Annotated in this window: 21 protein-coding genes; 10 read left to right on the plus strand and 11 right to left on the minus strand. The window is 43.1% G+C overall.

All coding sequences use genetic code 11. The annotated features are described in order from the left end of the window. Positions 1 to 10 precede the first annotated feature (10 nt). From aceE to ampD, 3 genes are all read right to left on the minus strand, one after another. Positions 11 to 2,674, minus strand: coding sequence for a pyruvate dehydrogenase (acetyl-transferring), homodimeric type (gene aceE, locus FCV43_RS14365; RefSeq protein ID WP_136995574.1), 2,664 nt, complete (start codon positions 2,672 to 2,674; stop codon positions 11 to 13). Between the two features lie 56 nt (positions 2,675 to 2,730). Then, entirely contained in the window at positions 2,731 to 3,498 is a 768-nt protein-coding gene (gene pdhR, locus FCV43_RS14370; protein WP_017054164.1) for a pyruvate dehydrogenase complex transcriptional repressor PdhR, read from the minus strand. 467 nt (positions 3,499 to 3,965) lie between these two features. Next, complete coding sequence (gene ampD / locus FCV43_RS14375; RefSeq protein ID WP_136995600.1) at positions 3,966 to 4,514, minus strand: 1,6-anhydro-N-acetylmuramyl-L-alanine amidase AmpD; 549 nt, start codon at positions 4,512 to 4,514, stop codon at positions 3,966 to 3,968. A 139-nt stretch (positions 4,515 to 4,653) separates the two neighbouring features. Here ampD and nadC point away from each other — a divergent pair, with 139 nt between their 5' ends. The 8 genes from nadC to yacG all read left to right on the plus strand — a co-directional run bounded on the left by nadC (position 4,654) and on the right by yacG (position 11,886). Further along, complete coding sequence (nadC, locus tag FCV43_RS14380) at positions 4,654 to 5,544, plus strand: carboxylating nicotinate-nucleotide diphosphorylase (protein WP_136995575.1); 891 nt, start codon at positions 4,654 to 4,656, stop codon at positions 5,542 to 5,544. 256 nt (positions 5,545 to 5,800) lie between these two features. Then, positions 5,801 to 6,256, plus strand: a complete 456-nt coding sequence (locus FCV43_RS14385) for a pilin (RefSeq protein WP_136995576.1) — start codon at positions 5,801 to 5,803, stop codon at positions 6,254 to 6,256. Between the two features lie 6 nt (positions 6,257 to 6,262). Continuing rightward, positions 6,263 to 7,942 carry a type IV-A pilus assembly ATPase PilB gene (gene pilB / locus FCV43_RS14390; RefSeq protein ID WP_136995577.1) on the plus strand — a complete coding sequence of 560 codons (1,680 nt, stop codon included), beginning with the start codon at positions 6,263 to 6,265 and terminating at the stop codon, positions 7,940 to 7,942. Positions 7,943 to 8,078: 136 nt separating this feature from the next. Beyond that, entirely contained in the window at positions 8,079 to 9,305 is a 1,227-nt protein-coding gene (locus FCV43_RS14395; RefSeq protein ID WP_136995578.1) for a type II secretion system F family protein, read from the plus strand. A 95-nt stretch (positions 9,306 to 9,400) separates the two neighbouring features. Then, positions 9,401 to 10,270 carry a prepilin peptidase gene (locus tag FCV43_RS14400; protein WP_017054170.1) on the plus strand — a complete coding sequence of 290 codons (870 nt, stop codon included), beginning with the start codon at positions 9,401 to 9,403 and terminating at the stop codon, positions 10,268 to 10,270. Position 10,271: 1 nt separating this feature from the next. Continuing rightward, positions 10,272 to 10,886: a dephospho-CoA kinase gene (gene coaE, locus FCV43_RS14405; protein WP_136995579.1), complete on the plus strand. Its 615-nt coding sequence runs from the start codon at positions 10,272 to 10,274 to the stop codon at positions 10,884 to 10,886. A gap of 27 nt (positions 10,887 to 10,913) precedes the next feature. Further along, on the plus strand, positions 10,914 to 11,654 hold the full coding sequence (gene zapD / locus FCV43_RS14410; protein WP_136995580.1) for a cell division protein ZapD: 741 nt from the start codon (positions 10,914 to 10,916) through the stop codon (positions 11,652 to 11,654). Between the two features lie 34 nt (positions 11,655 to 11,688). Continuing rightward, positions 11,689 to 11,886 (plus strand): DNA gyrase inhibitor YacG, encoded by a 198-nt coding sequence (gene yacG / locus FCV43_RS14415; protein WP_017054173.1) that lies wholly within the window; start codon positions 11,689 to 11,691, stop codon positions 11,884 to 11,886. Positions 11,887 to 12,000: 114 nt separating this feature from the next. Here yacG and rplS read toward each other — a convergent pair whose 3' ends face one another. From rplS to ffh, 5 genes are all read right to left on the minus strand, one after another. Next, positions 12,001 to 12,354: a 50S ribosomal protein L19 gene (gene rplS / locus FCV43_RS14420; RefSeq protein ID WP_017054174.1), complete on the minus strand. Its 354-nt coding sequence runs from the start codon at positions 12,352 to 12,354 to the stop codon at positions 12,001 to 12,003. Positions 12,355 to 12,395: 41 nt separating this feature from the next. After that, positions 12,396 to 13,154 (minus strand): tRNA (guanosine(37)-N1)-methyltransferase TrmD, encoded by a 759-nt coding sequence (gene trmD / locus FCV43_RS14425; protein WP_136995581.1) that lies wholly within the window; start codon positions 13,152 to 13,154, stop codon positions 12,396 to 12,398. A gap of 30 nt (positions 13,155 to 13,184) precedes the next feature. Next, the gene (gene rimM, locus FCV43_RS14430) at positions 13,185 to 13,739 is read right to left on the minus strand and encodes a ribosome maturation factor RimM (RefSeq protein ID WP_017054176.1); all 555 of its coding nucleotides are present in this window, start codon (positions 13,737 to 13,739) and stop codon (positions 13,185 to 13,187) included. Between the two features lie 25 nt (positions 13,740 to 13,764). Then, on the minus strand, positions 13,765 to 14,013 hold the full coding sequence (gene rpsP / locus FCV43_RS14435) for a 30S ribosomal protein S16 (RefSeq protein ID WP_113799271.1): 249 nt from the start codon (positions 14,011 to 14,013) through the stop codon (positions 13,765 to 13,767). A 206-nt stretch (positions 14,014 to 14,219) separates the two neighbouring features. Next, a complete protein-coding gene (gene ffh / locus FCV43_RS14440) occupies positions 14,220 to 15,602 on the minus strand; it encodes a signal recognition particle protein (RefSeq protein WP_029203537.1) in 1,383 nt (460 codons plus the stop codon). Positions 15,603 to 15,808: 206 nt separating this feature from the next. Between ffh and FCV43_RS14445 the strand changes: the two genes are divergently transcribed. Continuing rightward, positions 15,809 to 16,603 carry a cytochrome C assembly family protein gene (locus FCV43_RS14445; RefSeq protein ID WP_136995582.1) on the plus strand — a complete coding sequence of 265 codons (795 nt, stop codon included), beginning with the start codon at positions 15,809 to 15,811 and terminating at the stop codon, positions 16,601 to 16,603. Between the two features lie 144 nt (positions 16,604 to 16,747). Further along, the gene (locus FCV43_RS14450) at positions 16,748 to 18,022 is read left to right on the plus strand and encodes an HlyC/CorC family transporter (RefSeq protein ID WP_017054180.1); all 1,275 of its coding nucleotides are present in this window, start codon (positions 16,748 to 16,750) and stop codon (positions 18,020 to 18,022) included. An 87-nt stretch (positions 18,023 to 18,109) separates the two neighbouring features. Here the strand turns inward: FCV43_RS14450 and luxS are convergent, their stop codons facing one another. The 3 genes from luxS to gshA are packed head-to-tail and all read right to left on the minus strand — an operon-like array spanning position 18,110 to position 20,864. Next, positions 18,110 to 18,628 carry an S-ribosylhomocysteine lyase gene (gene luxS, locus FCV43_RS14455; protein WP_113799274.1) on the minus strand — a complete coding sequence of 173 codons (519 nt, stop codon included), beginning with the start codon at positions 18,626 to 18,628 and terminating at the stop codon, positions 18,110 to 18,112. 35 nt (positions 18,629 to 18,663) lie between these two features. Beyond that, positions 18,664 to 19,263 carry a hypothetical protein gene (locus FCV43_RS14460; protein ID WP_017054182.1) on the minus strand — a complete coding sequence of 200 codons (600 nt, stop codon included), beginning with the start codon at positions 19,261 to 19,263 and terminating at the stop codon, positions 18,664 to 18,666. A gap of 23 nt (positions 19,264 to 19,286) precedes the next feature. Beyond that, entirely contained in the window at positions 19,287 to 20,864 is a 1,578-nt protein-coding gene (gene gshA / locus FCV43_RS14465; protein WP_136995583.1) for a glutamate--cysteine ligase, read from the minus strand. Between the last annotated feature and the right edge of the window lie 39 nt (positions 20,865 to 20,903).

Raw genomic sequence — 20,903 nt, forward strand, 5'->3', positions numbered from 1 at the left:
AAGCGCTGTATTAAGCGTATTGTGGGTTAATTTTGTCTGCGTCGATGCCGAACTTAGCAATAGCGTCTACCACTACTGATTTTTCAACATCACCACGTTTCACAATTTCAGTTAGAGCAGCAACGACTACGTAGCCAGCATTAACTTCAAAGTGACGACGTAGGTTCTCACGGCTGTCTGAACGACCAAAGCCATCAGTACCAAGAACTTTGTAAGACTCTGTAGGCATAAATGCACGTACTTGCTCAGCGTAGTTCTTCATGTAATCCGTCGCAGCGATTGCTGGCTCATTGCCAAGAACCGTTGTGATGTATGGTACTTTCGCTTCCGCTTCTGGGTGTAGCATGTTGTAACGCTCTGCATCTTGACCGTCACGAGTAAGTTCGTTGAACGATGTTACAGAGAAGATATCAGACGCTACGCCATAGTCTTCACTTAGGATTTGTGCTGCTTTACGTACTTCATTCATGATGGTGCCAGAGCTCATTAATTGAACTTTACCTTTAGCACCAGCGTGAGATTCAAGCTTGTAAATACCTTTACGAATGCCTTCTTCAGCGCCTTCTGGCATTGCTGGCATTGCGTAGTTCTCGTTCATTACGGTTAGGTAGTAGTAAACGTTCTCTTGCTCAGGGCCGTACATGCGACGAATACCATCTTGCATGATTACTGCTAGCTCGTAAGCGAACGTTGGGTCGTAAGAGATACAGTTCGGTACTGTGTTCGCCATGATGTGCGAGTGACCATCTTCGTGCTGTAGACCTTCACCGTTTAGCGTTGTACGACCCGCTGTAGCACCTAGTAGGAAGCCACGAGCTTGTTGGTCGCCCGCTAACCATGCCATGTCACCAATACGTTGGAAACCGAACATAGAGTAGTAGATGTAGAACGGGATCATCGGTAGATCGTTTGTGCTGTATGACGTTGCCGCAGCAACCCATGAAGCCATTGAACCTAGTTCGTTGATACCTTCTTGAAGCACTTGACCAGATGTCGCTTCTTTGTAGTAAGAAACGATGCCTTTATCTTCAGGTGTGTATTCTTGACCGTGCGGGTTGTAGATGCCAACCTGACGGAATAGACCTTCCATACCGAAGGTACGCGCTTCATCACAGATGATAGGAACAATGTTCTTACCAATGTTCTTATCTTTAAGAAGAATGTTTAGCGTACGTACATAAGCCATTGTGGTAGAGATATCACGCTTCTGCTCACCTAATAGAGGCGCGAATGCGTCTAGCTCAGGAACCTTAAACTCTTGAGTAAATTTAGGCAGACGAGCTGGCGTGTAGCCTTGTAATGCTTTACGACGAGCATGTAGGTATTCGTATTCAGCAGAACCTTCTTCCAGTTTCAAGTAAGGAAGTTCAGCCACTTTCTCATCAGAAAGAATGTCTTGTAGGCCTAGACGATCACGTAGGTATTGAACGTGAGTCATGTCCATTTTCTTAACACCGTGAGCGATGTTTTTGCCTTCTGCTGCATCACCCATGCCGTAACCTTTAACAGTCTTAGCTAGGATTACCGTCGGCTTGCCACCTGTCTCTTTTGCATTGTTAAATGCAGCGAACAGTTTAGAAGAGTCGTGACCACCACGCTTCAAGTCGAAGATTTGGTCGTCAGTCATGTCAGCCACTAGTGCCGCTGTTTCTGGGTACTTACCAAAGAAGTGCTCACGTACGTATGCGCCATCTTTAGATTTGAATGTTTGGTAGTCACCGTCGATAGTTTCATTCATTAGTTGAAGAAGCTTACCAGTCGTGTCCTTCGCAAGTAGTGAATCCCAGTTGCTACCCCAGATAACTTTAACAACGTTCCAACCAGCACCTTTGAATAGGCCTTCAAGTTCTTGGATGATGCTACCGTTACCCATTACAGGGCCGTCTAGACGCTGTAGGTTACAGTTGATTAGGAAACATAGATTGTCTAGCTTCTCACGCGCAGCGAAAGAGATAGCACCACGTGATTCTGGCTCATCCATCTCACCGTCACCTAGGAACGCGTATACACGTTGCGCTGAAGTATCCTTCATGCCGCGGCCATCAAGGTACTTAAGGAAGCGTGCTTGATAGATCGCAGAGATAGGGCCAAGACCCATAGATACTGTAGGGAACTGCCAGAATTCAGGCATCAGTTTAGGGTGCGGGTAAGAAGGGATACCTTTACCATCCACTTCTTGACGGAAGTTATCTAGCTGCTCTTCAGTCAGGCGACCTTCAACGAATGCACGAGAGTAGATACCTGGAGAGATGTGACCTTGGTAGTAAACTAGATCGCCACCATCTGTCTCATTTGGAGCACGGAAGAAGTGGTTAAAACAAACTTCATAGAACGCCGCAGCAGATTGGTAAGACGCCATGTGGCCGCCCAAGTCCAAATCTTTTTTCGAAGCACGCAATACGATCATGATGGCATTCCAACGAATGATCGAACGAATACGACGCTCAAGAGTCACATCACCTGGGTAAGCTGGCTCTTGTGTTGCTGGAATGGTGTTGATGTAGTTAGTGTTAATACCTGTTGGCATATCAACACCATCTAAACGTGCTTTATCTAGAACTTGCTCTAGTAAATATTGTGCACGTTCTACGCCTTCTTCGCGTACTACTGACTCAAGTGCTTCTAGCCAATCTTGAGTTTCCAGTGCATCAACGTCATGCTTCATGTCAGACATGGCGGTCTATCCTTTTTGTTAGTTGGATTCTACTAAACACGCAGTGATTCGCTTAATTACGAATCACCACCCTGTTGAATTCGACGTAAAGATCGTTCGCGTCGCGACTCCTCTTTTGTCAAATCCAACAATGTTTCTTCAATGTAAGCTAAATGGGAGTGTGACATTTCTCGCGCCTTCTCAGGCTGTCCAGAAACGATCGCATCAACAATATTAGCCCTGTGTATACTCACTCTATCCACCACGTCTTTGCGGCGATGTAATAGCTTTAAATTTTGTAAAACGTTTTGCTCAAGCAAAGGTGCAAGGCTTCGAACAATATGCAGCAAAACCACATTATGGGCCGCTTCTGTAAGCGCTACTAAAAATGCCATTACCGCAGCAGATTCTTGTTCTACATCAGCTTTATCTTGCGCTGCATGTATTTGTTCCTGGCACGCTTGAATGCGAGCAAAATCTTCATCAGTACCACGTAAGGCTGCAAAATAAGCGGATATTCCTTCCATCGCATGACGTGATTCCAACACATCAAGTTGAGTTTCAGAATGATTCGACAATAAATCAAGTAAAGGATCAGAAAAGCTTTTCCAGATACCTTCACTAACAAATGTTCCACCACCTTGACGGCGTGTTAACAGTCGTTTGGCTTCTAAGCGCTGTATCGCTTCACGGATCGAAGGACGAGACACGTCGAACTGTTTAGCCAGCTCGCGCTCTGGTGGCAGTTGCTGCCCTGGAGCCAGTGTTCCTTCCACTATCAGCCTTTCTAGTTCCTGCTCAATAACATCAGAAAGTTTAGGCTGACGAATCCTTTGATAAGCCATATTTATTGTTCTTCTACTCTATGCAGTCAATTGGTAATACCAATTTCAAGTTGGGCAAGAAATTAACATAATTAAAACGACACTGTCCAGTTGAAAATTGACCTAAATCATAGAACACAGCACGGATTAACCGCAATTTAACAAATTAACTTTAAAACAATAAAGGAATTGGTCTTACCATTTACAGAAAAGATACGAGTGGGGAGGTGACGTGCTAGGTGGTATTCGTCTTATTAGATTCATTTGTGATGAAATATGAATAAAAAGGAGGGGGGATTTTCCTCATTGGTACAATTGTGAGTTTTTTATCAATTAACAAATACTCACAAAGAGGTAAAAACACCTCGAAAGTTTTAAATAAAATGAAAATCTAGAAAAAGTGCGCGGCTTCTCAAAAAACAGCGAAATTCGCGCAAGTTCACAATCTAAAGAGAAAAGATAAATTCCAACATTTATCTTACATATTTTTAAACTGCTGGTAGGCTTTTTCGAAACCGTCGCCAATCAAAACATAAACCGGGATCCGTTTTCCTTAAGGGCGCAATGTATTGATGTCCGGTAATTCGGGGAAGAGTAATCCTTGGGTAGGCATTCATCAACGCCTCAGACAATAGTTGCAGCGATTGGTATTGCTCATCGGTATAAGCATCGTAATCAGTACCTTCAAGCTCAATGCCAATCGAATAATCATTGCATCCTGTCCGTCCTGAAAAGCTGGATTGTCCAGCGTGCCATGCTCGAGCAGTAAAGGGCACAAATTGCACGATTTCACCGTCTCTGCGAATGAGACAATGAGCAGACACCTGCATGTTATGAATCACAGCGAAGAAAGGATGTTCGTTTGCATCAAGTTTACCCATAAAAAACTGTTCGATATAAGGCCCACCAAACTCCCCTGGTGGTAAACTGATATTGTGAACCACCAGCAGAGAAATATCTGACGGATCAGGGCGTTCATTATAAAAAGGAGATGGCACATGACGAGCCGATTGATACCAACCATTTTCATCAATCATCACTGTTATTCCTTGGCTACTTTTCTGGGATCGCTTAGATTTTACATTTCAGACAATGAAAAGCGAGATTAATGGCTGAATTTCATCCTCAGCAAGAGTATCATTCTCATTCCTATTCGACTCCCATATTAGATTTGCGATGAAAAACACACATAACAGCCAAGAACGACTTGACTACTTAAAGCAGCAACTTCCTCTAGAAATCACTCGCTCTGTCGTCGATACCATCAGAGAGGACCTTGGTGGAACCTTAGATCCAGCCGCTGATATTACCGCAAGTTTAATCCCTGAAAATGCACAAAACGTAGCGACCATTATTACTCGTGAGCACGGTGTATTCTGTGGTAAAGCTTGGGCTGATGAAGTGTTTAAGCAACTTGGTGGTCAAGTCACGATTGAGTGGCACGTTCAAGATGGCGATAAAGTTGAACCAAACCAAACACTCTGCACATTATCAGGCCCGTCACGTGCGTTATTAACTGGCGAACGTAATGCAATGAACTTTATTCAAACGTTATCTGGCTGTGCAACAACGGTGGCTGAATATGCGAAACAGATTGAAGGGACGGGTTGCCGCCTACTCGATACACGCAAGACGATTCCTGGCCTTCGTAGTGCACTAAAATATGCGGTGGCTTGTGGTGGCGGTTTTAATCACCGTATTGGGGTGTTTGACGCTTACCTGATCAAAGAGAATCACATTATCGCCTGTGGTGGCATTGAAAAAGCGGTAGCGACAGCGAAACAACTAAACCCTGGCAAACCTGTTGAGATCGAAACAGAAAGCCTTGAAGAATTGAAACACGCCATTGAAGCGGGCGCTGATATTATCATGTTGGATAATTTCACTACCGATATGATGCGCGAAGCGGTAAAACTCAACGCTGGCCGTGCTGCTTTAGAAAACTCAGGCAATGTAACACTTGAAACCATCCGTGAGTTTGCAAAAACCGGTGTGGATTATATTTCTGTAGGGGCATTAACCAAGCATTTAAAAGCGATGGATCTATCCATGCGCTTCCAATCATAAATAAGTTAACATGATGATATAAAACAAAAAAGGTCGTTAATTCGGCCTTTTTTGTATTGATAACATAGTAAACAATATGCCTTTCTATTAACTCACTCTCACAATTTTGTATCTTTAATGAAATCATTGAGTGAATTTCATTATCTCACTCGCGCCCCCTCTCTCACCGCATATTCAACTCTCCAGCAAGATTCTATTCTCTGGCTCATCAAATATTCGTGATTTCCACAATATGGACTGAGATTTGGAGAACAAGATGAAACACAGTAAGAAAAAAATACAGAAAGGTTTTACCCTAATTGAATTGATGATTGTAGTAGCTGTCATTGGGGTTCTGTCAGCAATTGCTTTACCTCAATATCAAAAATATGTAGCAAAGAGTGAAGTGGCTTCTGTTCTTGCAACTCTAACTGGGGCAAAAACTAATGTAGAAGCTGCAACCGTTGAAACAGGGCAATTTCCAGCGGCGGGACAAGAGTCAGCTTTGGGAATTCCCGCAATGCCTTTAGGTACGGTAGCTTTAAAAGCTACCGGAAAAACCGATGCTGGCACTATTACATTTACATTTGATACTGCAGGTAATGATGCTAGTGCTTTAGTTGCAGGAAAAACTGTAACATTAACGAGAACAACTGCCACTGGGGCTTGGGCCTGTACATCAAGCATTGCAGCCACTGAACGTTTGCTGCCTAAAACTTGTACAGGTGCATAACAGTAAATGTTCACCAACCTCCCCGCTATTCTACGTCAGGCTAACCTGCTTAGCCTGACGCAAGAACAAGCACTGGTTGAACATATGAATGCTTCTGGCCTTTCGGTGCCGGAGGCATTATTCGATCTCGGTCTTTTTTCGGCCAATACCCTAACCGATCACCTAAGCGCTATCTTTGGTTTACCTGAAACCAACCTTGACCATTATGACTACCATGACCTGTGCCAAAAACTGGGGTTGCGTGAACTGATTACCCGCCATCAAGCGCTGCCTATTTCCAGTCATGACCATGTGCTCACCATTGCCGTTTCTGACCCTACTCACTTATTAATCGAAGATGATTTTCGTTTTGCGACTGGTCACCAAGTTGAGTTAGTGCTCGCGAACTTTAAAACACTGCAAGGGGCGATTCGACGCTTGTATGGGCATTCCATCCAGGGCGCTCAACAAACACAGAAAGAGATCAGCCAAGAGGAGTTAGCTAACTTAATTGAGGTCAGTGAAGATGAGATCGAAAATATTGAAGACCTTAGTCAAGATGACTCCCCTGTTAGCCGTTTTATCAATCAAGTGTTATTAGATGCCGTCCGTAAGAAAGCCTCCGATATTCACTTTGAACCTTACGAAGACAACTATCGCATTCGTCTGCGTTGCGATGGCATTTTGGTTGAAACTCAACAACCCGCCAGTCATTTAAGCCGGAGGCTTTCAGCACGATTAAAAATTCTCGCCAAACTCGATATTTCAGAACGACGCTTGCCTCAAGATGGGCGGATCAAGCTCAGGTTGAATCAAGATAACGCCCTCGATCTCCGCGTCTCTAGCTTGCCAACCTTATGGGGTGAAAAGATCGTATTACGGCTGCTCGATAGCAGTGCGGCCAATCTCGATATCGACACGCTTGGCTATAATTCAGAACAAAAACAACTCTACCTTAACGCCCTAAAAAAGCCGCAAGGCATGATTTTAATGACCGGCCCAACAGGAAGTGGAAAAACAGTATCGCTCTATACTGGACTCAGAATTCTAAATACCAGTGAAGTGAACATTTCGACGGCGGAAGATCCTGTAGAGATCAATTTATCGGGGATCAACCAAGTTCAAGTCAAACCGAAAATTGGCTTTGGTTTTGCTGAAGCTCTGCGATCTTTTCTCCGTCAAGATCCCGATGTGGTCATGGTTGGGGAGATCCGTGATTTAGAAACCGCCGAAATAGCGGTGAAAGCAGCGCAAACTGGCCACTTGGTGCTTTCCACGCTTCACACCAACTCAGCCGCAGAGACCGTAGTACGGCTTACTAATATGGGCATTGAAGCATTCAATCTCGCCTCATCTTTAAGTTTAATCATTGCTCAGCGTCTGGCTCGACGGCTGTGCGAGCATTGCCGTCAACCGGATACCAATACACCTCTACACCTTGAAATAAGTGCTGAAGATCGTATCTATCAAGCGAACCCTAAAGGCTGTAGCGAATGCACTGGCGGCTACTCTGGGCGAGTGGGTATTTATGAAGTCATGGAATTTAACGCAGATCTTTCTGAAGCTCTGATTAAAGGAGCCAGCATTAATCAAATTGAGCAATTGGCCAAAAAGAATGGGATGCAAAATTTACACAACTCAGGGATGGAAAAATTAAAACAAGGCATCACTAGCTATCGTGAATTACAACGAGTGCTCTACTTTTGATTAAACGAGCACCACTAAAAAAGAAGGCTCAGCCGGTTTTCTATCACGACCATAACTTCTGTATTGAGCGGTCATGGTATAGAGACCAACGCCCCATCAATCGCTAAATACGAGACCACTGAAAATTGGAATAGCCATGAAACACAATAAACCAATACCACTCAAAAATTTTCGTTGGAAAGGCATCAATAGCTTAGGAAAAAAGACATCAGGACAGATGCTAGCCCTCAGTGAGCTTGAAGTAAGAGATAAACTCAAAGAACAACATATTCAGGTAAAAAAACTGAAGCGCGGCAGTGTTTCTCTACTCACGCGATTAGCTCATCGAGTCAAACCAAGAGATATTACTCTTCTTACTCGTCAACTTGCCACTATGCTCACAACAGGAGTGCCGATTGTACAAGCGCTCAAACTCGTGGCAGACAATCACCGAAAAGCAGAAATGAAATCGATTCTCCTACAGATAAGTAAAGGGGTCGAGGCCGGAACCCCAATATCAAAAGTAATGAGAACCAGCAGTCACCATTTCGATAGACTCTATACAGACCTTGTTGCAACGGGTGAGCAAGCGGGGAACCTTGCGGAAGTCTTTGAACGTTTAGCCACTTATAGAGAAAAAAGCGAACAACTGCGTTCCAAAGTGATTAAAGCGCTTATCTACCCGACAATGGTCATGTTCGTCGCGTTAAGCGTATCGTATTTGATGTTAACAATGGTGATCCCTGAATTTGAAACCATGTTCTCTGGTTTTGGGGCCGATCTTCCATGGTTTACCCAACAAGTGATGCGACTTTCCCATTGGATGCAAGCTTATAGCCTATATATCGTAGTATTCACTTTCGGCGCTGTTATTGTCATAAAAAGTATGCGTAAACGTCTATTTTCGTTTCGCTTAATGACCTCTCGCTGGGGGCTCAAATTTCCGATCATAGGCAGCGTGGTAATGAAAGCCTCTCTCGCCAAATTCAGTCGAACGCTATCGACTAGTTTCAGTGCCGGAATCCCTATTCTATCAAGTTTGCAAACTACCGCGAAAACCGCAGGTAATGTTCATTTTGAAACCGCTATTCATCAAGTCCATCAAGAAACGTCGTCAGGGGTTCCAATGTACATTGCGATGCGTAATACCAATGCATTTCCTGAAATGGTACTGCAAATGGTGATGATTGGAGAGGAATCTGGAAAACTCGACGATATGCTAAACAAAGTGGCGACCATTTATGAATTTGAAGTCGACAATACGGTTGATAATCTCGGAAAAATATTAGAACCATTGATCATCGTTTTCTTAGGGACATTAATTGGAGGTCTCGTGGTCGCAATGTACCTACCAATCTTTAACTTAATGAGTGTTATAGGATAAGATATACCAACTTGGATGAATAATCGTGAACAAAAGAATATACGTTAGCCCCATCCACACGCTTACCCTATACAACACCCTATTTGAGATCCTAAATGGAAATTTTTGAGTACTACCCGTGGGTTTTTCCTATTCTCGCAACTATTTTTGGCTTAATCATTGGTAGCTTTCTAAATGTTGTCATTCATCGCTTGCCTCTCATGATGGAGCGCGAATGGAAACAAGAGTGTGCTGAATCCTTTCCTGAATATAATCTTCCGAAACCTGAAGGCGTATTTAACTTAAGTGTTCCACGTTCGACATGCCCGAAATGCAAAACTCAATTACGTTTGATCGACAACATACCGGTCATAAGTTGGTTATTCCTAAAAGGCAAATGCCACCACTGTGAAAATCCAATTAGCGCTCGTTACCCTGCGGTTGAAACTCTTACTGCGTTAATGAGTTTTGCTGTGGCGAGTCACTTTGGTTTCAGTTATTTTACGGTCGCTTTACTGTTTTTCACTTTTATATTAATTGCAGCCACGTTTATTGATCTTGATACTATGCTGCTTCCAGACCAACTAACCCTGCCACTCATGTGGGCGGGTATCGCTCTATCCGTTTTTCAAATCAGCCCTGTATCGCTGCAAGACGCTATCATAGGCGCGATGGCAGGTTACCTCTGCTTATGGTCAGTTTACTGGGGGTTTAAGCTGCTCACAGGCAAGGAAGGGATGGGTTATGGTGACTTTAAGCTTCTCGCAGCCCTTGGCGCTTGGTTAGGCTGGCAGCACCTTCCTCTCATTATTTTACTCTCATCCCTAGTCGGGCTATTTTTCGGTCTAATCCAACTTCGACTGCAGAAGCAAGGTATCGACAAAGCTTTTCCGTTTGGCCCTTATTTAGCCATCGCAGGTTGGATCAGCTTGCTATGGGGCAGTAACATCATGGATTGGTATCTCACATCCATCTTAGGGGGTTAATTTGGCTCTAATTATTGGTTTAACCGGTGGGATCGCCAGCGGTAAAACAACGGTATCCAATCTTTTTCACTCTCAATTTAATATTGATGTTGTCGATGCGGATATCGTCGCTCGTCAAGTTGTTGAGCCCGGGACTGTTGGTATTGAAAAGATCGCTCAACATTTTGGTTACGACGTTCTCTTCGATAATGGCGAATTAAACCGAGCGAGATTAAGAGAACGGATTTTTTCCGATCCCAATGATAAAGCTTGGTTGAATGAATTGCTGCACCCCATGATCCGCGAAAAGATGCTAGCGGATTTAAATCAAGTCACCTCCCCTTATGCATTACTTGTTGCTCCACTGCTCATCGAAAACAAGCTTCAGTCAATGGTAGATCGTATTCTAGTGGTCGATGTAAGTGAACAGACCCAGCTAGAACGAACCATTTCAAGAGACAACGTATCACTCCAGCAAGCTGAATCTATCCTGAAATCACAAGCGACCAGAGAGCAACGATTGCAATTCGCTGATGACGTGGTTAAAAATGATACGAAAAACGGGGGAATTTTGTCTCAAGTCACAGAATTGCACCAAAAGTATCTGGCTATTTGTAGAGAAAATCAGTCAAAATAGAACGGAACAGACCTAAGGCTTAGTTAGATGACCACCCACAGATTTGAACACCCATTAAATGAAAAGACTCGTATTTACCTGAGAGTAGAATCTCTCCTCAGGCAACTGCACCTGTCTTCTACATTTGAGGATGGTCAACAGTACCAATTGTTTTTCCGTTCTCTTTTCGATCTGCTTGAAATATTTGAGCAAATCCAACTGAAAAGTGAGCTTGCAAAAGATATTGAGAAGCAGCGTCAAACTTACAAAAGCTGGTTAAACGTTGATGGTGTTGATCAAGAGATGCTACTCAGCGTTTTAAAAGAGGTGGATAGTATCCATCGCAACTTGATGGCCGCTGAACGCTTTGGGCAATCTCTAAAAGAAGAACGCTTCCTCAGTGCTATTCGCCAACGCTTTAACCTTCCGGGTGGTTCTTGCTGTTTTGATCTTCCGGCACTGCATTACTGGCTTCATCTTCCTCTCGATAAAAAAACCAGAGACGCAAAGCTTTGGACGAGTACATTGCGACCTCTTTCCGACGCACTCAACTTATGGTTAAAGCTAACCCGTGAAACCGGTCACTTTAAGCCGCAAATTGCTCGTAGTGGTTTTTTCCAAAGTGATGCTGAAGAAGCCAATATCCTGCGTCTGTCTATTCCGCTCGATTATGGTGTTTATCCGATGATTTCTGGCCACAAGAACCGTTTCGCGATTAAGTTTATGTCATTTGAAACTGGTCAAGCCGGCACCCAAGACGTAGAATTTGAGTTAGCCATTTGTAGTTAGAGTTAAATACTAAACTCTCAGATCAGGAAGAAAGATGTCGAACAAACCAACCATCGTAAAATGCCCCCAATGTGAAGCCGACGTAGAGTGGGGAGAGCAAAGTCCTCACCGCCCTTTTTGTAGCAAGCAGTGCCAAATGATTGATTTTGGAGAGTGGGCGGACGAAGAAAATTCAATTCCAGGCGCACCAGATATGTCCGATTCTGATGGCTGGTCTGAAGATCCTTATTAATCCACTGGATGGCAACTTATCGATTTAGCTAAGATCACTCAATAAATGCCATGATTCAGAAACAAAAAAGCGGAGCCAAGAGGCTCCGCTTTTATTATGAGAATGCAAAAAGAATTACTTCTTAGCAAGTTTCTCTTTAATACGAGCAGACTTACCAGAACGCTCACGTAGGTAGTACAACTTGGCACGACGTACTGCACCACGGCGTTTAACTTCGATTGCGTCAACAATTGGAGAGTGAGTTTGGAATGTACGCTCTACGCCTTCACCGTTCGAGATTTTACGAACTGTAAATGCAGAGTGTAGACCACGGTTACGAATACCGATCACAACACCTTCGAACGCTTGTAGACGCTCACGGTCACCTTCTTTTACCTTAACCTTAACTACAACAGTATCACCTGGTGCGAATTTAGGAAGGTCTGATTTCATTTGCTCTTGCTCAAGAGCGTTGATGATATTACTCATTTGTAAATACCCTAGAATAAACTGATACTAAATTTAATAGGTTACTGCTTGCTTTTCGTTGAGATACGTTGCTCTCGTACGAATTCAGCCAGTAATTGTTCCTGTTCGTCAGTCAGAGCTAGGTTTTCCAGAAGCTCTGGTCTTCTAAGCCAAGTACGGCCTAACGATTGTTTCAATCGCCAGCGACGAATGTCTTGGTGATTTCCGGATTTCAGTACCGCTGGTACTTCTGCTCCATCCAACACTTCAGGACGCGTGTAATGTGGACAATCTAACAAGCCATTTGCAAAAGAATCCTCTTCTGCTGAAGCAAAATCCCCTAATACCCCTGGAATAAACCGAGATACAGAGTCAATTAACGTCATGGCTGGCAGCTCACCACCTGTCATTACAAAATCACCAATTGACCATTCTTCGTCAACTTCAGATTGAATAATGCGCTCATCTACCCCTTCGTATCGACCACAAATAAGAAGCAAGTTCTCACTTGTTGCCAATTCTTCAACTCCCTGTTGGTCGAGTTTTCGACCTTGAGGAGAAAGGTAAATCACTTTCGTCTTTCCCGGAGATGATTTCTTAGCTGTTTGGATAGCGTCGCGCAAAGGCTGAACCATCATTAACATGCCAGGACCACCACCGTAAGGTCTGTCATCAACAGTGCGATGTTTGTCATGAGTGAAATCACGAGGATTCCAAGTCTCAATAGACAAAAGACCTTTTTTTACCGCTTGACCTGTTACTCCGAAGTCGGTAACTGAACGGAACATTTCAGGAAATAGGCTAATAATGCCAACCCACATGTGTTCTCTCGCTCTATACGTTATAAGGAGTTAGAAACCAGGATCCCAGTCAACTTCGATCCGGCGAGCTTCGCGATCAACTTTTTTGATCACTTGCTCTTCAAGGTACGGGATTAACCGTTCCTTTTGGCCAAAAGCATCTTTAAGATTAGCTTTCACTACAAGAACATCGTTGGAGCCCGTCTCTAATAGGTCAGTGACCTCACCAAGAGAATATCCCTTAGTGGTTACGACTTGCATACCAAACAATTCACGCCAGTAGAATTCTTCTTCTGACAACTCTGGTAATGAGGCTGGGTCAATAGCAATTTCGAAATTAGTCATCAGTTGCGCTTCTTCACGAACTTCTAACCCTGCTAGTTTACATACATAGCCTTGACCATGACGTTTCCAGCTTTCTACTTTGTACTCAACCCATTTGCCCTTTTGGTTTAAATACCAAGGAGCATAATCAAAAATACTTTCAGCATTGTCTGTGTAGGAGAATACTTTAAGCCAGCCACGAATGCCGTAAGTAGACCCAAGTTTACCCACCACAATTCTTTCGTTTTGCTCACTCATTGATTCTTTATCCTTCATCGACATAAGCTATTTCTCTATAAATAAAGAATTAAGCCGCTTTTTGAGCGTCTTTAACTAGCTTAGCAACACGGTCAGATAGAGATGCACCTTGACCAACCCAGTGGTTAACGCGATCTAGATCTAAACGTAGGCCTTCTTCTTGGCCAGTTGCAGTAGGGTTAAAGAAACCTACTTTCTCGATGAAACGGCCAGTTACAGAATTACGGCTGTCCGCTACTACGATTTGATAAAATGGACGCTTCTTCGCGCCGTGACGTGCCAAACGAATGGTAACCATATCGTCCTCTTTGCTTTCTTAAAAATAAAATTAACCCCAATAACCATTTTCTTAACGAAATAGCTTGGGGTCTCGTGCCAAATTAAAGCCCCGGAATTTTACTCTTATTCAGAGTCAATGCAAGGGCTTTAGTTATTTTTTCGCCACTATCGAGTTCGTAAACTTTCTGTGACAGAGCTAACAGATTGATAAATTAGGCGACAGAATTATCTTCCGAAGCCGCCCATTCCTCCCATGCCGCCCATGCCGCCCATCATGCCTTGCATGTTGCGCATCATTCCTTTCATTCCACCCTTCTGCATTTTTTTCATCATTTTCTGCATTTGAGTGAACTGTTTAAGTAGACGGTTAACATCTTGCACTTGAGTACCAGAACCTGCCGCAATACGTTTTTTACGCGATCCTTTGATCAATTCAGGGTGCAGGCGCTCTTTCATTGTCATAGAGCTAATGATCGCTTCCATCTGCTTAAACATTTTGTCATCAACTTTATCTTTGATGTTATCTGGCAGGTTACTCATTCCAGGGAGCTTATCCATCATCCCCATCATGCCGCCCATATTTTGCATCTGACCAAGCTGTTCACGGAAATCTTCTAAATCAAAGCCTTTCTTTTCTTTAAACTTCTTCGCTAACTTTTCAGCTTTTTCTGTATCGACATTACGCTGTAAGTCTTCGATCAGTGACAATACGTCACCCATTCCAAGGATACGTGATGCAACACGCTCAGGGTGGAATGGTTCTAAAGCATCAGTTTTTTCACCTACACCTAAGAATTTAATCGGTTTACCTGTGATATGACGCACCGATAAAGCAGCACCACCACGCGCATCACCATCGACTTTAGTCAGAATCACACCAGTAAGAGGAAGAGCATCACCAAAGGCTTTCGCGGTGTTTGCCGCATCTTGACCGGTCATTGCATCAACAACAAATAGAGTTTCTACCGGAGTGATGGCTGTATGCAGATCTTGAATCTCTGACATCATGTCTTCATCGATAGCAAGGCGACCTGCGGTATCGACAATTAGTACGTCATAGAATTTCTTCTTCGCATGATCAATAGCAGCATTAGCAATAACCAATGGTTTTTGATCTGCCGATGATGGGAAGAAATCAACACCCACTTCACCAGCAAGTGTTTCAAGTTGTTTGATCGCTGCCGGACGATATACATCGGCAGAAACCACAAGCACTTTCTTCTTATCTCTTTCTGTCAGTAACTTCGACAGCTTAGCCACACTGGTGGTTTTACCAGCACCTTGTAAACCTGCCATTAAAATGACAGCTGGTGGCTGAGCGGCTAAATCTAACGCTTCATTAGATTCGCCCATCACAGCTTCAAGTTCTGACTGAACTATTTTTATGAACTCTTGACCCGGAGTGAGCGATTTAGAAACCTCTACTCCAACCGCGCCCTCTTTTACGCGCTTTACGAAATCACGAATAACAGGAAGGGCAACGTCTGCCTCAAGAAGCGCCATGCGGACTTCACGTAGTGTTTCTTTAATATTATCTTCGGTCAGTCGACCTTTACCGCTGATGTTCTTCAGCGTCTTCGATAATCGATCAGTTAAATTCTCAAACATATCTATCTCTTCGCTCATTAATGCGATGTATTACGTTTAGTATACCTTAGCCATGAAAAGAGTCATACCCGTTGCTGAAGGCTTCTTTTTAAGTAGTGTTAGGAACTGAGAACTTGCTCAGAATCAATTCTATTGGTTTAGCCCATAGCCCCATAGACGGATGCAGGGTATAATTCCTTCATTAGACAATCATTTTTGTAGGAAACATGGACAGCTTAATTGCTATAGTTGCAGCGATTCTCTACGTGATGGCAATCGCGATGATCGTACCGGGCCTTGCACATCAAACCGGGATCCGAGCAAAAACGGTATTAGTTAGCGCTTCTTTGGCGTTGCTTTTTCATGCTTGGTTACTCGGCGATCTGATTCTGAATGGCTCAGGACAGAACTTAAGTATTCTCAACGTTGCCTCTTTGATAAGCTTTATTATCTCAGTGGTCATGAGTGCTGCCATGCTAAAAACCCGCCTGTGGTTCTTATTACCTGTGGTTTATAGTTTTGCTGCTATCAATTTAAGTGCCGCCACATTTTTACCAAGCACCTTTGTTACCCACCTTGAAAATGATCCAAAACTACTGATTCATATCTCTTTTGCTCTATTTTCTTATTCAACTCTAACCATTGGTGCTTTATATGCACTTCAATTAGCTTGGTTAGATTACAAACTGAAAAATAAGAAAGCATTGTCGATTAACCCAAACCTTCCTCCATTAATGATGGTGGAAAGACAGCTTTTCAAGATCATTTTAATTGGTACTGCGTTATTAACCGGAACCTTAGTGACTGGTTTTGTATTCGTACAAGACATGTTTGCCCAAGGAAAAGCGCATAAAGGCATTCTATCTTTTATTGCTTGGATTATTTACTCTGTACTTTTATGGGGTCACTACCATAAAGGGTGGCGCGGAAGAAAAGTCACGTGGTTTGCTGTTGCGGGTGCTAGTTTGCTGACGCTGGCCTATTTTGGTAGCCGATTTGTACGAGAAATCATTTTAAACTAGTGCATTACGGTGCCTAAGATCATTGAATAAAGGTGCATTGATTGCACCTTTGTTTTATCAAAAAATCGACATTCATAAAAAATTGACATCACGACCATCTTCGGTCATTAATTAAGCAGCTATATAAAAAGGAATAAAATAGTTTTGGACGACATATCTACGGGTATCTTATTTGCGCTACTCGCGTGTCTCATTGTTATTTCAGGTTATTTTTCAGGTTCAGAAACTGGGATGATGTCTCTGAATCGTTACCGCCTAAAGCATTTAGCCAGTACTGGTCATAAAGGGGCGAAACGTGTAGAAAAGCTATTGAGCCGACCTGATCGTCTTATTGGCCTAATCTTAATCGGTAACAACCTTGTCAATATTTTAGCCTCAGCGATTGCCACGATCATTGGCATGAGGCTGTATGGGGATCTTGGGGTTGCCATTGCGACTGGTGCGTTGACTATGGTCGTACTCGTTTTTGCTGAGGTGACACCAAAAACGTTAGCAGCACTTTATCCAGAAAAAGTGTCATATGCGAGTAGTATCCTGCTTGGCATCTTAATGAAACTTCTGTCGCCCCTCGTCATTTTAGTCAACTTTATTACTAACGGCTTTATCCGAGTGCTTGGGATAAAAGTTAAACATGGCGCGAAAGATCACCTAAGCTCTGAAGAATTAAGAACCGTCGTGAATGAAGCGGGGAATCTTATTCCACGCCGTCACCAAGATATGTTGGTGTCTATCTTAGATTTAGAGCATGTCACGGTGAATGACATTATGGTGCCGCGTAATGAGATTACTGGTATCGATATTAACGATGACTGGAAATCGATCGTTAGGCAACTCACTCACTCACCTCATGGTCGCATAGTGCTATACCGAGACCAAATAGATGAAGTGGTGGGTATGCTTCGCCTACGTGAAGCGTACCGTCTGATGCTTGAAAAAAATGAATTCAACAAAGAAACGTTATTACGAGCAGCCGATGAGGTGTATTACATTCCGGAAGCGACACCACTGAATGTCCAAATTCTAAAATTCCAACGCAATAAAGAGCGAATTGGTCTGATTGTCGACGAGTATGGTGACATTAATGGCTTAATCACTTTAGAAGATATTTTAGAAGAGATTGTCGGTGAGTTTACAACATCCATTGCGCCTAGTTTATCGGAAGAGATCACGCCACAGAATGATGGCAGTTTCTTAATTGAAGGTAGTGCCAATATTCGAGATATCAACAAAGGGCTAAAATGGACATTACCTACCGATGGACCAAGAACATTAAACGGGTTGATATTGGAACATTTAGAAGATATTCCTGAAAGCCACTTAAGTGTGCAGGTCTCTAACCACCCAATGGAAATCGTTGAACTCGAAGAGAATCGCATTAAATTGGTCCGTGTTTTTCCTTCACTTGAAGAATCTGCTTAGCAGAGCCATATTTATATGAGTCCACAAAAAGGGGTGATACGAATGTATCACCCCTTTTTTAATGCTCTGTCTATTCGAGATAAAAAATCAATCTATTTTAAGCTCTTGTAACATAGACTCAGGTAGAGCCAATTCATCATTTTTATTCACCTCAATTCCAGCATCAATGATGGCTTGAGCGATATCTTGAGCCTGTTCCAGCGAGTGCATGCTTGCCGTTCCACACTGGTACTCATTTAGCTCTGGGATTTTATTTTGGCTCTCGACTTTGAGTACATCTTTCATTGCGGCAAGCCAAGCAGTTGCGACTTGCTCTTCAGAAGGTGTACCAATTAAGCTCATGTAAAAACCGGTACGACAGCCCATCGGTGAAATATCAATAATCTCGATCGACTCATCGTTTAAATGTGCACGCATGAACCCAGCATATAAATGCTCTAAGGTATGAATACCTCGTTCAGACAAAATATCCTTATTTGGAGCCGTAAAACGCAAATCAAACACCGTAATAGTATCGCCTTTTGGGGTTTGCATCTTCTTGGCTACTCGTACCGCTGGCGCATTCATACGGGTATGATCGACAGTAAAACTATCCAGTAACGGCATTGCTCATCTCCTTGCAATTTACTCTAACAAGCCAGTTAAAAAAACCAGCTGCGATTGTCTTCTAACTCTTGTCGGCACTGTTTTAGCTGCCCACCATAATTCTTTGCTTGCTGCTCGACTTTTCGAGCGATTTTTTTCAGTGTAGGTTTACCTTGATAACTTTTACGTTTGAAGCCACCACGGCCTTCATGGTAAGCCAAATATTGATTATAAGGGTCCCACTTTGATATCCCTAGCTGACGCTGAGTCTCGCTTGTATACCAACCAACAAACATTAATGAGTCATCAAAATTCGTTCTCGAACCACCATGATTCGTTGCCTTCTGAAAGTCTTCCCACGCCGGGTCCTGAGCTTGCGCATAGCCATAAGCACTGCTCACTCGACCCCACGGGATGAAACCTAAAATATAGTCTTTCGGAGGCCTCGCATCATGGCGAAAACTACTCTCTTGTTTAACGAATGCCATGGCGACGTTAATCGGAGTACCCCACTCATCTTCCATCTCTAAAGCATCATCATACCAGCTTGGGTTTTCACGAAAAATTTCACAAAGGTTACTTTGTTTTTTCGGTGGTGGTGTTGCACAACCCGCTAATGTAAAAACAAATACTGCGATCAAAATTGAACGAAACACATGACATCCTTGGCTATTATCGATTATTTGTCATCACTATTCAGGTATGAGAAATAATCACTTAAAAATGCATCAAAACTCGCGGTATCCGACTGTTCAATCTCTTTTTGAGCAACAATAGAACGCTGCACTTCTTGCTCCATTAACTCCGCAGAATAATGTTTAAACTGATGCTGAAGGTGCTCGTCACGGAACGCTTTTCCTAGTTCGCAACCAAGATTACCTAGCCCCCCCATCTCTTTCGTCTTCTCTAAAAGTTGACCTGAAATGGTAAGTTCTGGTTCATCAATCCAGCCTGATAGCTTATGGCAAACATCTTGATAATCTGTTCCACCTAACTCAGAATCCATCAGCTTTGCGATATCCATTAAATCAACAAACACGCGCTTAGCCCACTGCTGCAGCGTGAGTTTTTCGCCATGACAGCCAATTTGAAGCTCTAAACCAGGCTTACGACCTTCTAAAATGACTTTATTCCAATTGTCACGCCAGCACTCTAACTCGCAGTTGTTCATCTCTTCGGAGTCTGACAGTACACTCCAAGTTAAAAACAGGTCCAAAAACCTCACTTGATCGTCTGTTATGCCGATGGAGCTGAATGGGTTCACATCTAAAGACCGAACCTCAATGTATTCAACGCCAGCTCTGGCTAGTGCTTCTGACGGTTTTTCACCGCTCTTAGCAACACGCTTAGGACGAATAGGTGCATACAATTCATTCTCAATTTGCAGAACATTACTGTTCAACTGGCGATGTTCGCCTTCGACTTTGATGCCGATTTCTGCAAATTCATCAGAAGGAGTATGAATCGCTTGATTCAACCCTTCCAAGTATTGGTCTAAACCATTAAAGCCAATTTTCAAAGAGCTTTGTGCATTATTGGTGTAGCCCAAATCACTTAAACGCAATGATGTTGCTTGCGGTAAGTAAAGTGTTTTGCCTATGTTTTCAAACGGCAAGTTACTTTCTCGCCCTTGAATAAACGAAGAGCACAAAGCAGGTGAAGCGCCAAAGAAGTAAGGGATCAACCAACCAAAGCGGTAATAATTACGAATTAATCCAAAGTAAGCGTCTGACTTCGATGCTTCGCGATCGCTTTGTACCTGCTCACCATATAATGCATCCCAAAATGATTCAGGGAATGAGAAGTTAAAATGCACACCAGATATGATTTGCATCAGGCTGCCATAACGGCGTTTCAAACCTTCACGATATAAGGTTTTCATTTTGCCTGTATTTGATGAGCCATATTGAGCTAATTGAATATCCTCTTCGTCGCCTACATAGCAAGGCATGGAAAGAGGCCACAACTTATCATTATCTAATTTGGTTTGGGTAAAGTGATGCACATCTTTAAGCTGTGCCAATAGTGTGTTCACGTCATTCGATACTGGCGTTATAAATTCCAGTAAAGATTCAGAAAAGTCAGTGGTGATCCATTCGTTTGTTAACGCTGAACCTAAGCTTTTCGGATGAGGCGTTAATGCTAAACGACCATCTTTTCCATAACGTAATGTTTCACGCTCTACACCACGGCCAAATTGTGAAAACACAACGGGATTATCTGCAACTTTTTTAAGTCGCGCAGCAAAATCAGTCAAAATTCAGTTCACTTATCTTATATCGTTCTTATTCGAACC

The sequence above is a fragment of the Vibrio genomosp. F6 genome (assembly GCF_005146325.1).
Classification (GTDB): Bacteria; Pseudomonadota; Gammaproteobacteria; order Enterobacterales; family Vibrionaceae; genus Vibrio; species Vibrio cortegadensis.

Excerpts from the sequence above, each read along its gene's own strand:
- aceE (WP_136995574.1), bottom strand. The coding sequence starts at position 2,674 with ATGTCTGACATGAAGCATGACGTTGATGCACTGGAAACTCAAGATTGG.
- pdhR (WP_017054164.1), bottom strand. The coding sequence starts at position 3,498 with ATGGCTTATCAAAGGATTCGTCAGCCTAAACTTTCTGATGTTATTGAG.
- ampD (WP_136995600.1), bottom strand. The coding sequence starts at position 4,514 with ATGATTGATGAAAATGGTTGGTATCAATCGGCTCGTCATGTGCCATCT.
- nadC (WP_136995575.1), top strand. The coding sequence starts at position 4,654 with ATGAAAAACACACATAACAGCCAAGAACGACTTGACTACTTAAAGCAG.
- FCV43_RS14385 (WP_136995576.1), top strand. The coding sequence starts at position 5,801 with ATGAAACACAGTAAGAAAAAAATACAGAAAGGTTTTACCCTAATTGAA.
- pilB (WP_136995577.1), top strand. The coding sequence starts at position 6,263 with ATGTTCACCAACCTCCCCGCTATTCTACGTCAGGCTAACCTGCTTAGC.
- FCV43_RS14395 (WP_136995578.1), top strand. The coding sequence starts at position 8,079 with ATGAAACACAATAAACCAATACCACTCAAAAATTTTCGTTGGAAAGGC.
- FCV43_RS14400 (WP_017054170.1), top strand. The coding sequence starts at position 9,401 with ATGGAAATTTTTGAGTACTACCCGTGGGTTTTTCCTATTCTCGCAACT.
- zapD (WP_136995580.1), top strand. The coding sequence starts at position 10,914 with ATGACCACCCACAGATTTGAACACCCATTAAATGAAAAGACTCGTATT.
- yacG (WP_017054173.1), top strand. The coding sequence starts at position 11,689 with ATGTCGAACAAACCAACCATCGTAAAATGCCCCCAATGTGAAGCCGAC.
- rplS (WP_017054174.1), bottom strand. The coding sequence starts at position 12,354 with ATGAGTAATATCATCAACGCTCTTGAGCAAGAGCAAATGAAATCAGAC.
- trmD (WP_136995581.1), bottom strand. The coding sequence starts at position 13,154 with ATGTGGGTTGGCATTATTAGCCTATTTCCTGAAATGTTCCGTTCAGTT.
- rimM (WP_017054176.1), bottom strand. The coding sequence starts at position 13,739 with ATGTCGATGAAGGATAAAGAATCAATGAGTGAGCAAAACGAAAGAATT.
- rpsP (WP_113799271.1), bottom strand. The coding sequence starts at position 14,013 with ATGGTTACCATTCGTTTGGCACGTCACGGCGCGAAGAAGCGTCCATTT.
- ffh (WP_029203537.1), bottom strand. The coding sequence starts at position 15,602 with ATGTTTGAGAATTTAACTGATCGATTATCGAAGACGCTGAAGAACATC.
- FCV43_RS14445 (WP_136995582.1), top strand. The coding sequence starts at position 15,809 with ATGGACAGCTTAATTGCTATAGTTGCAGCGATTCTCTACGTGATGGCA.
- luxS (WP_113799274.1), bottom strand. The coding sequence starts at position 18,628 with ATGCCGTTACTGGATAGTTTTACTGTCGATCATACCCGTATGAATGCG.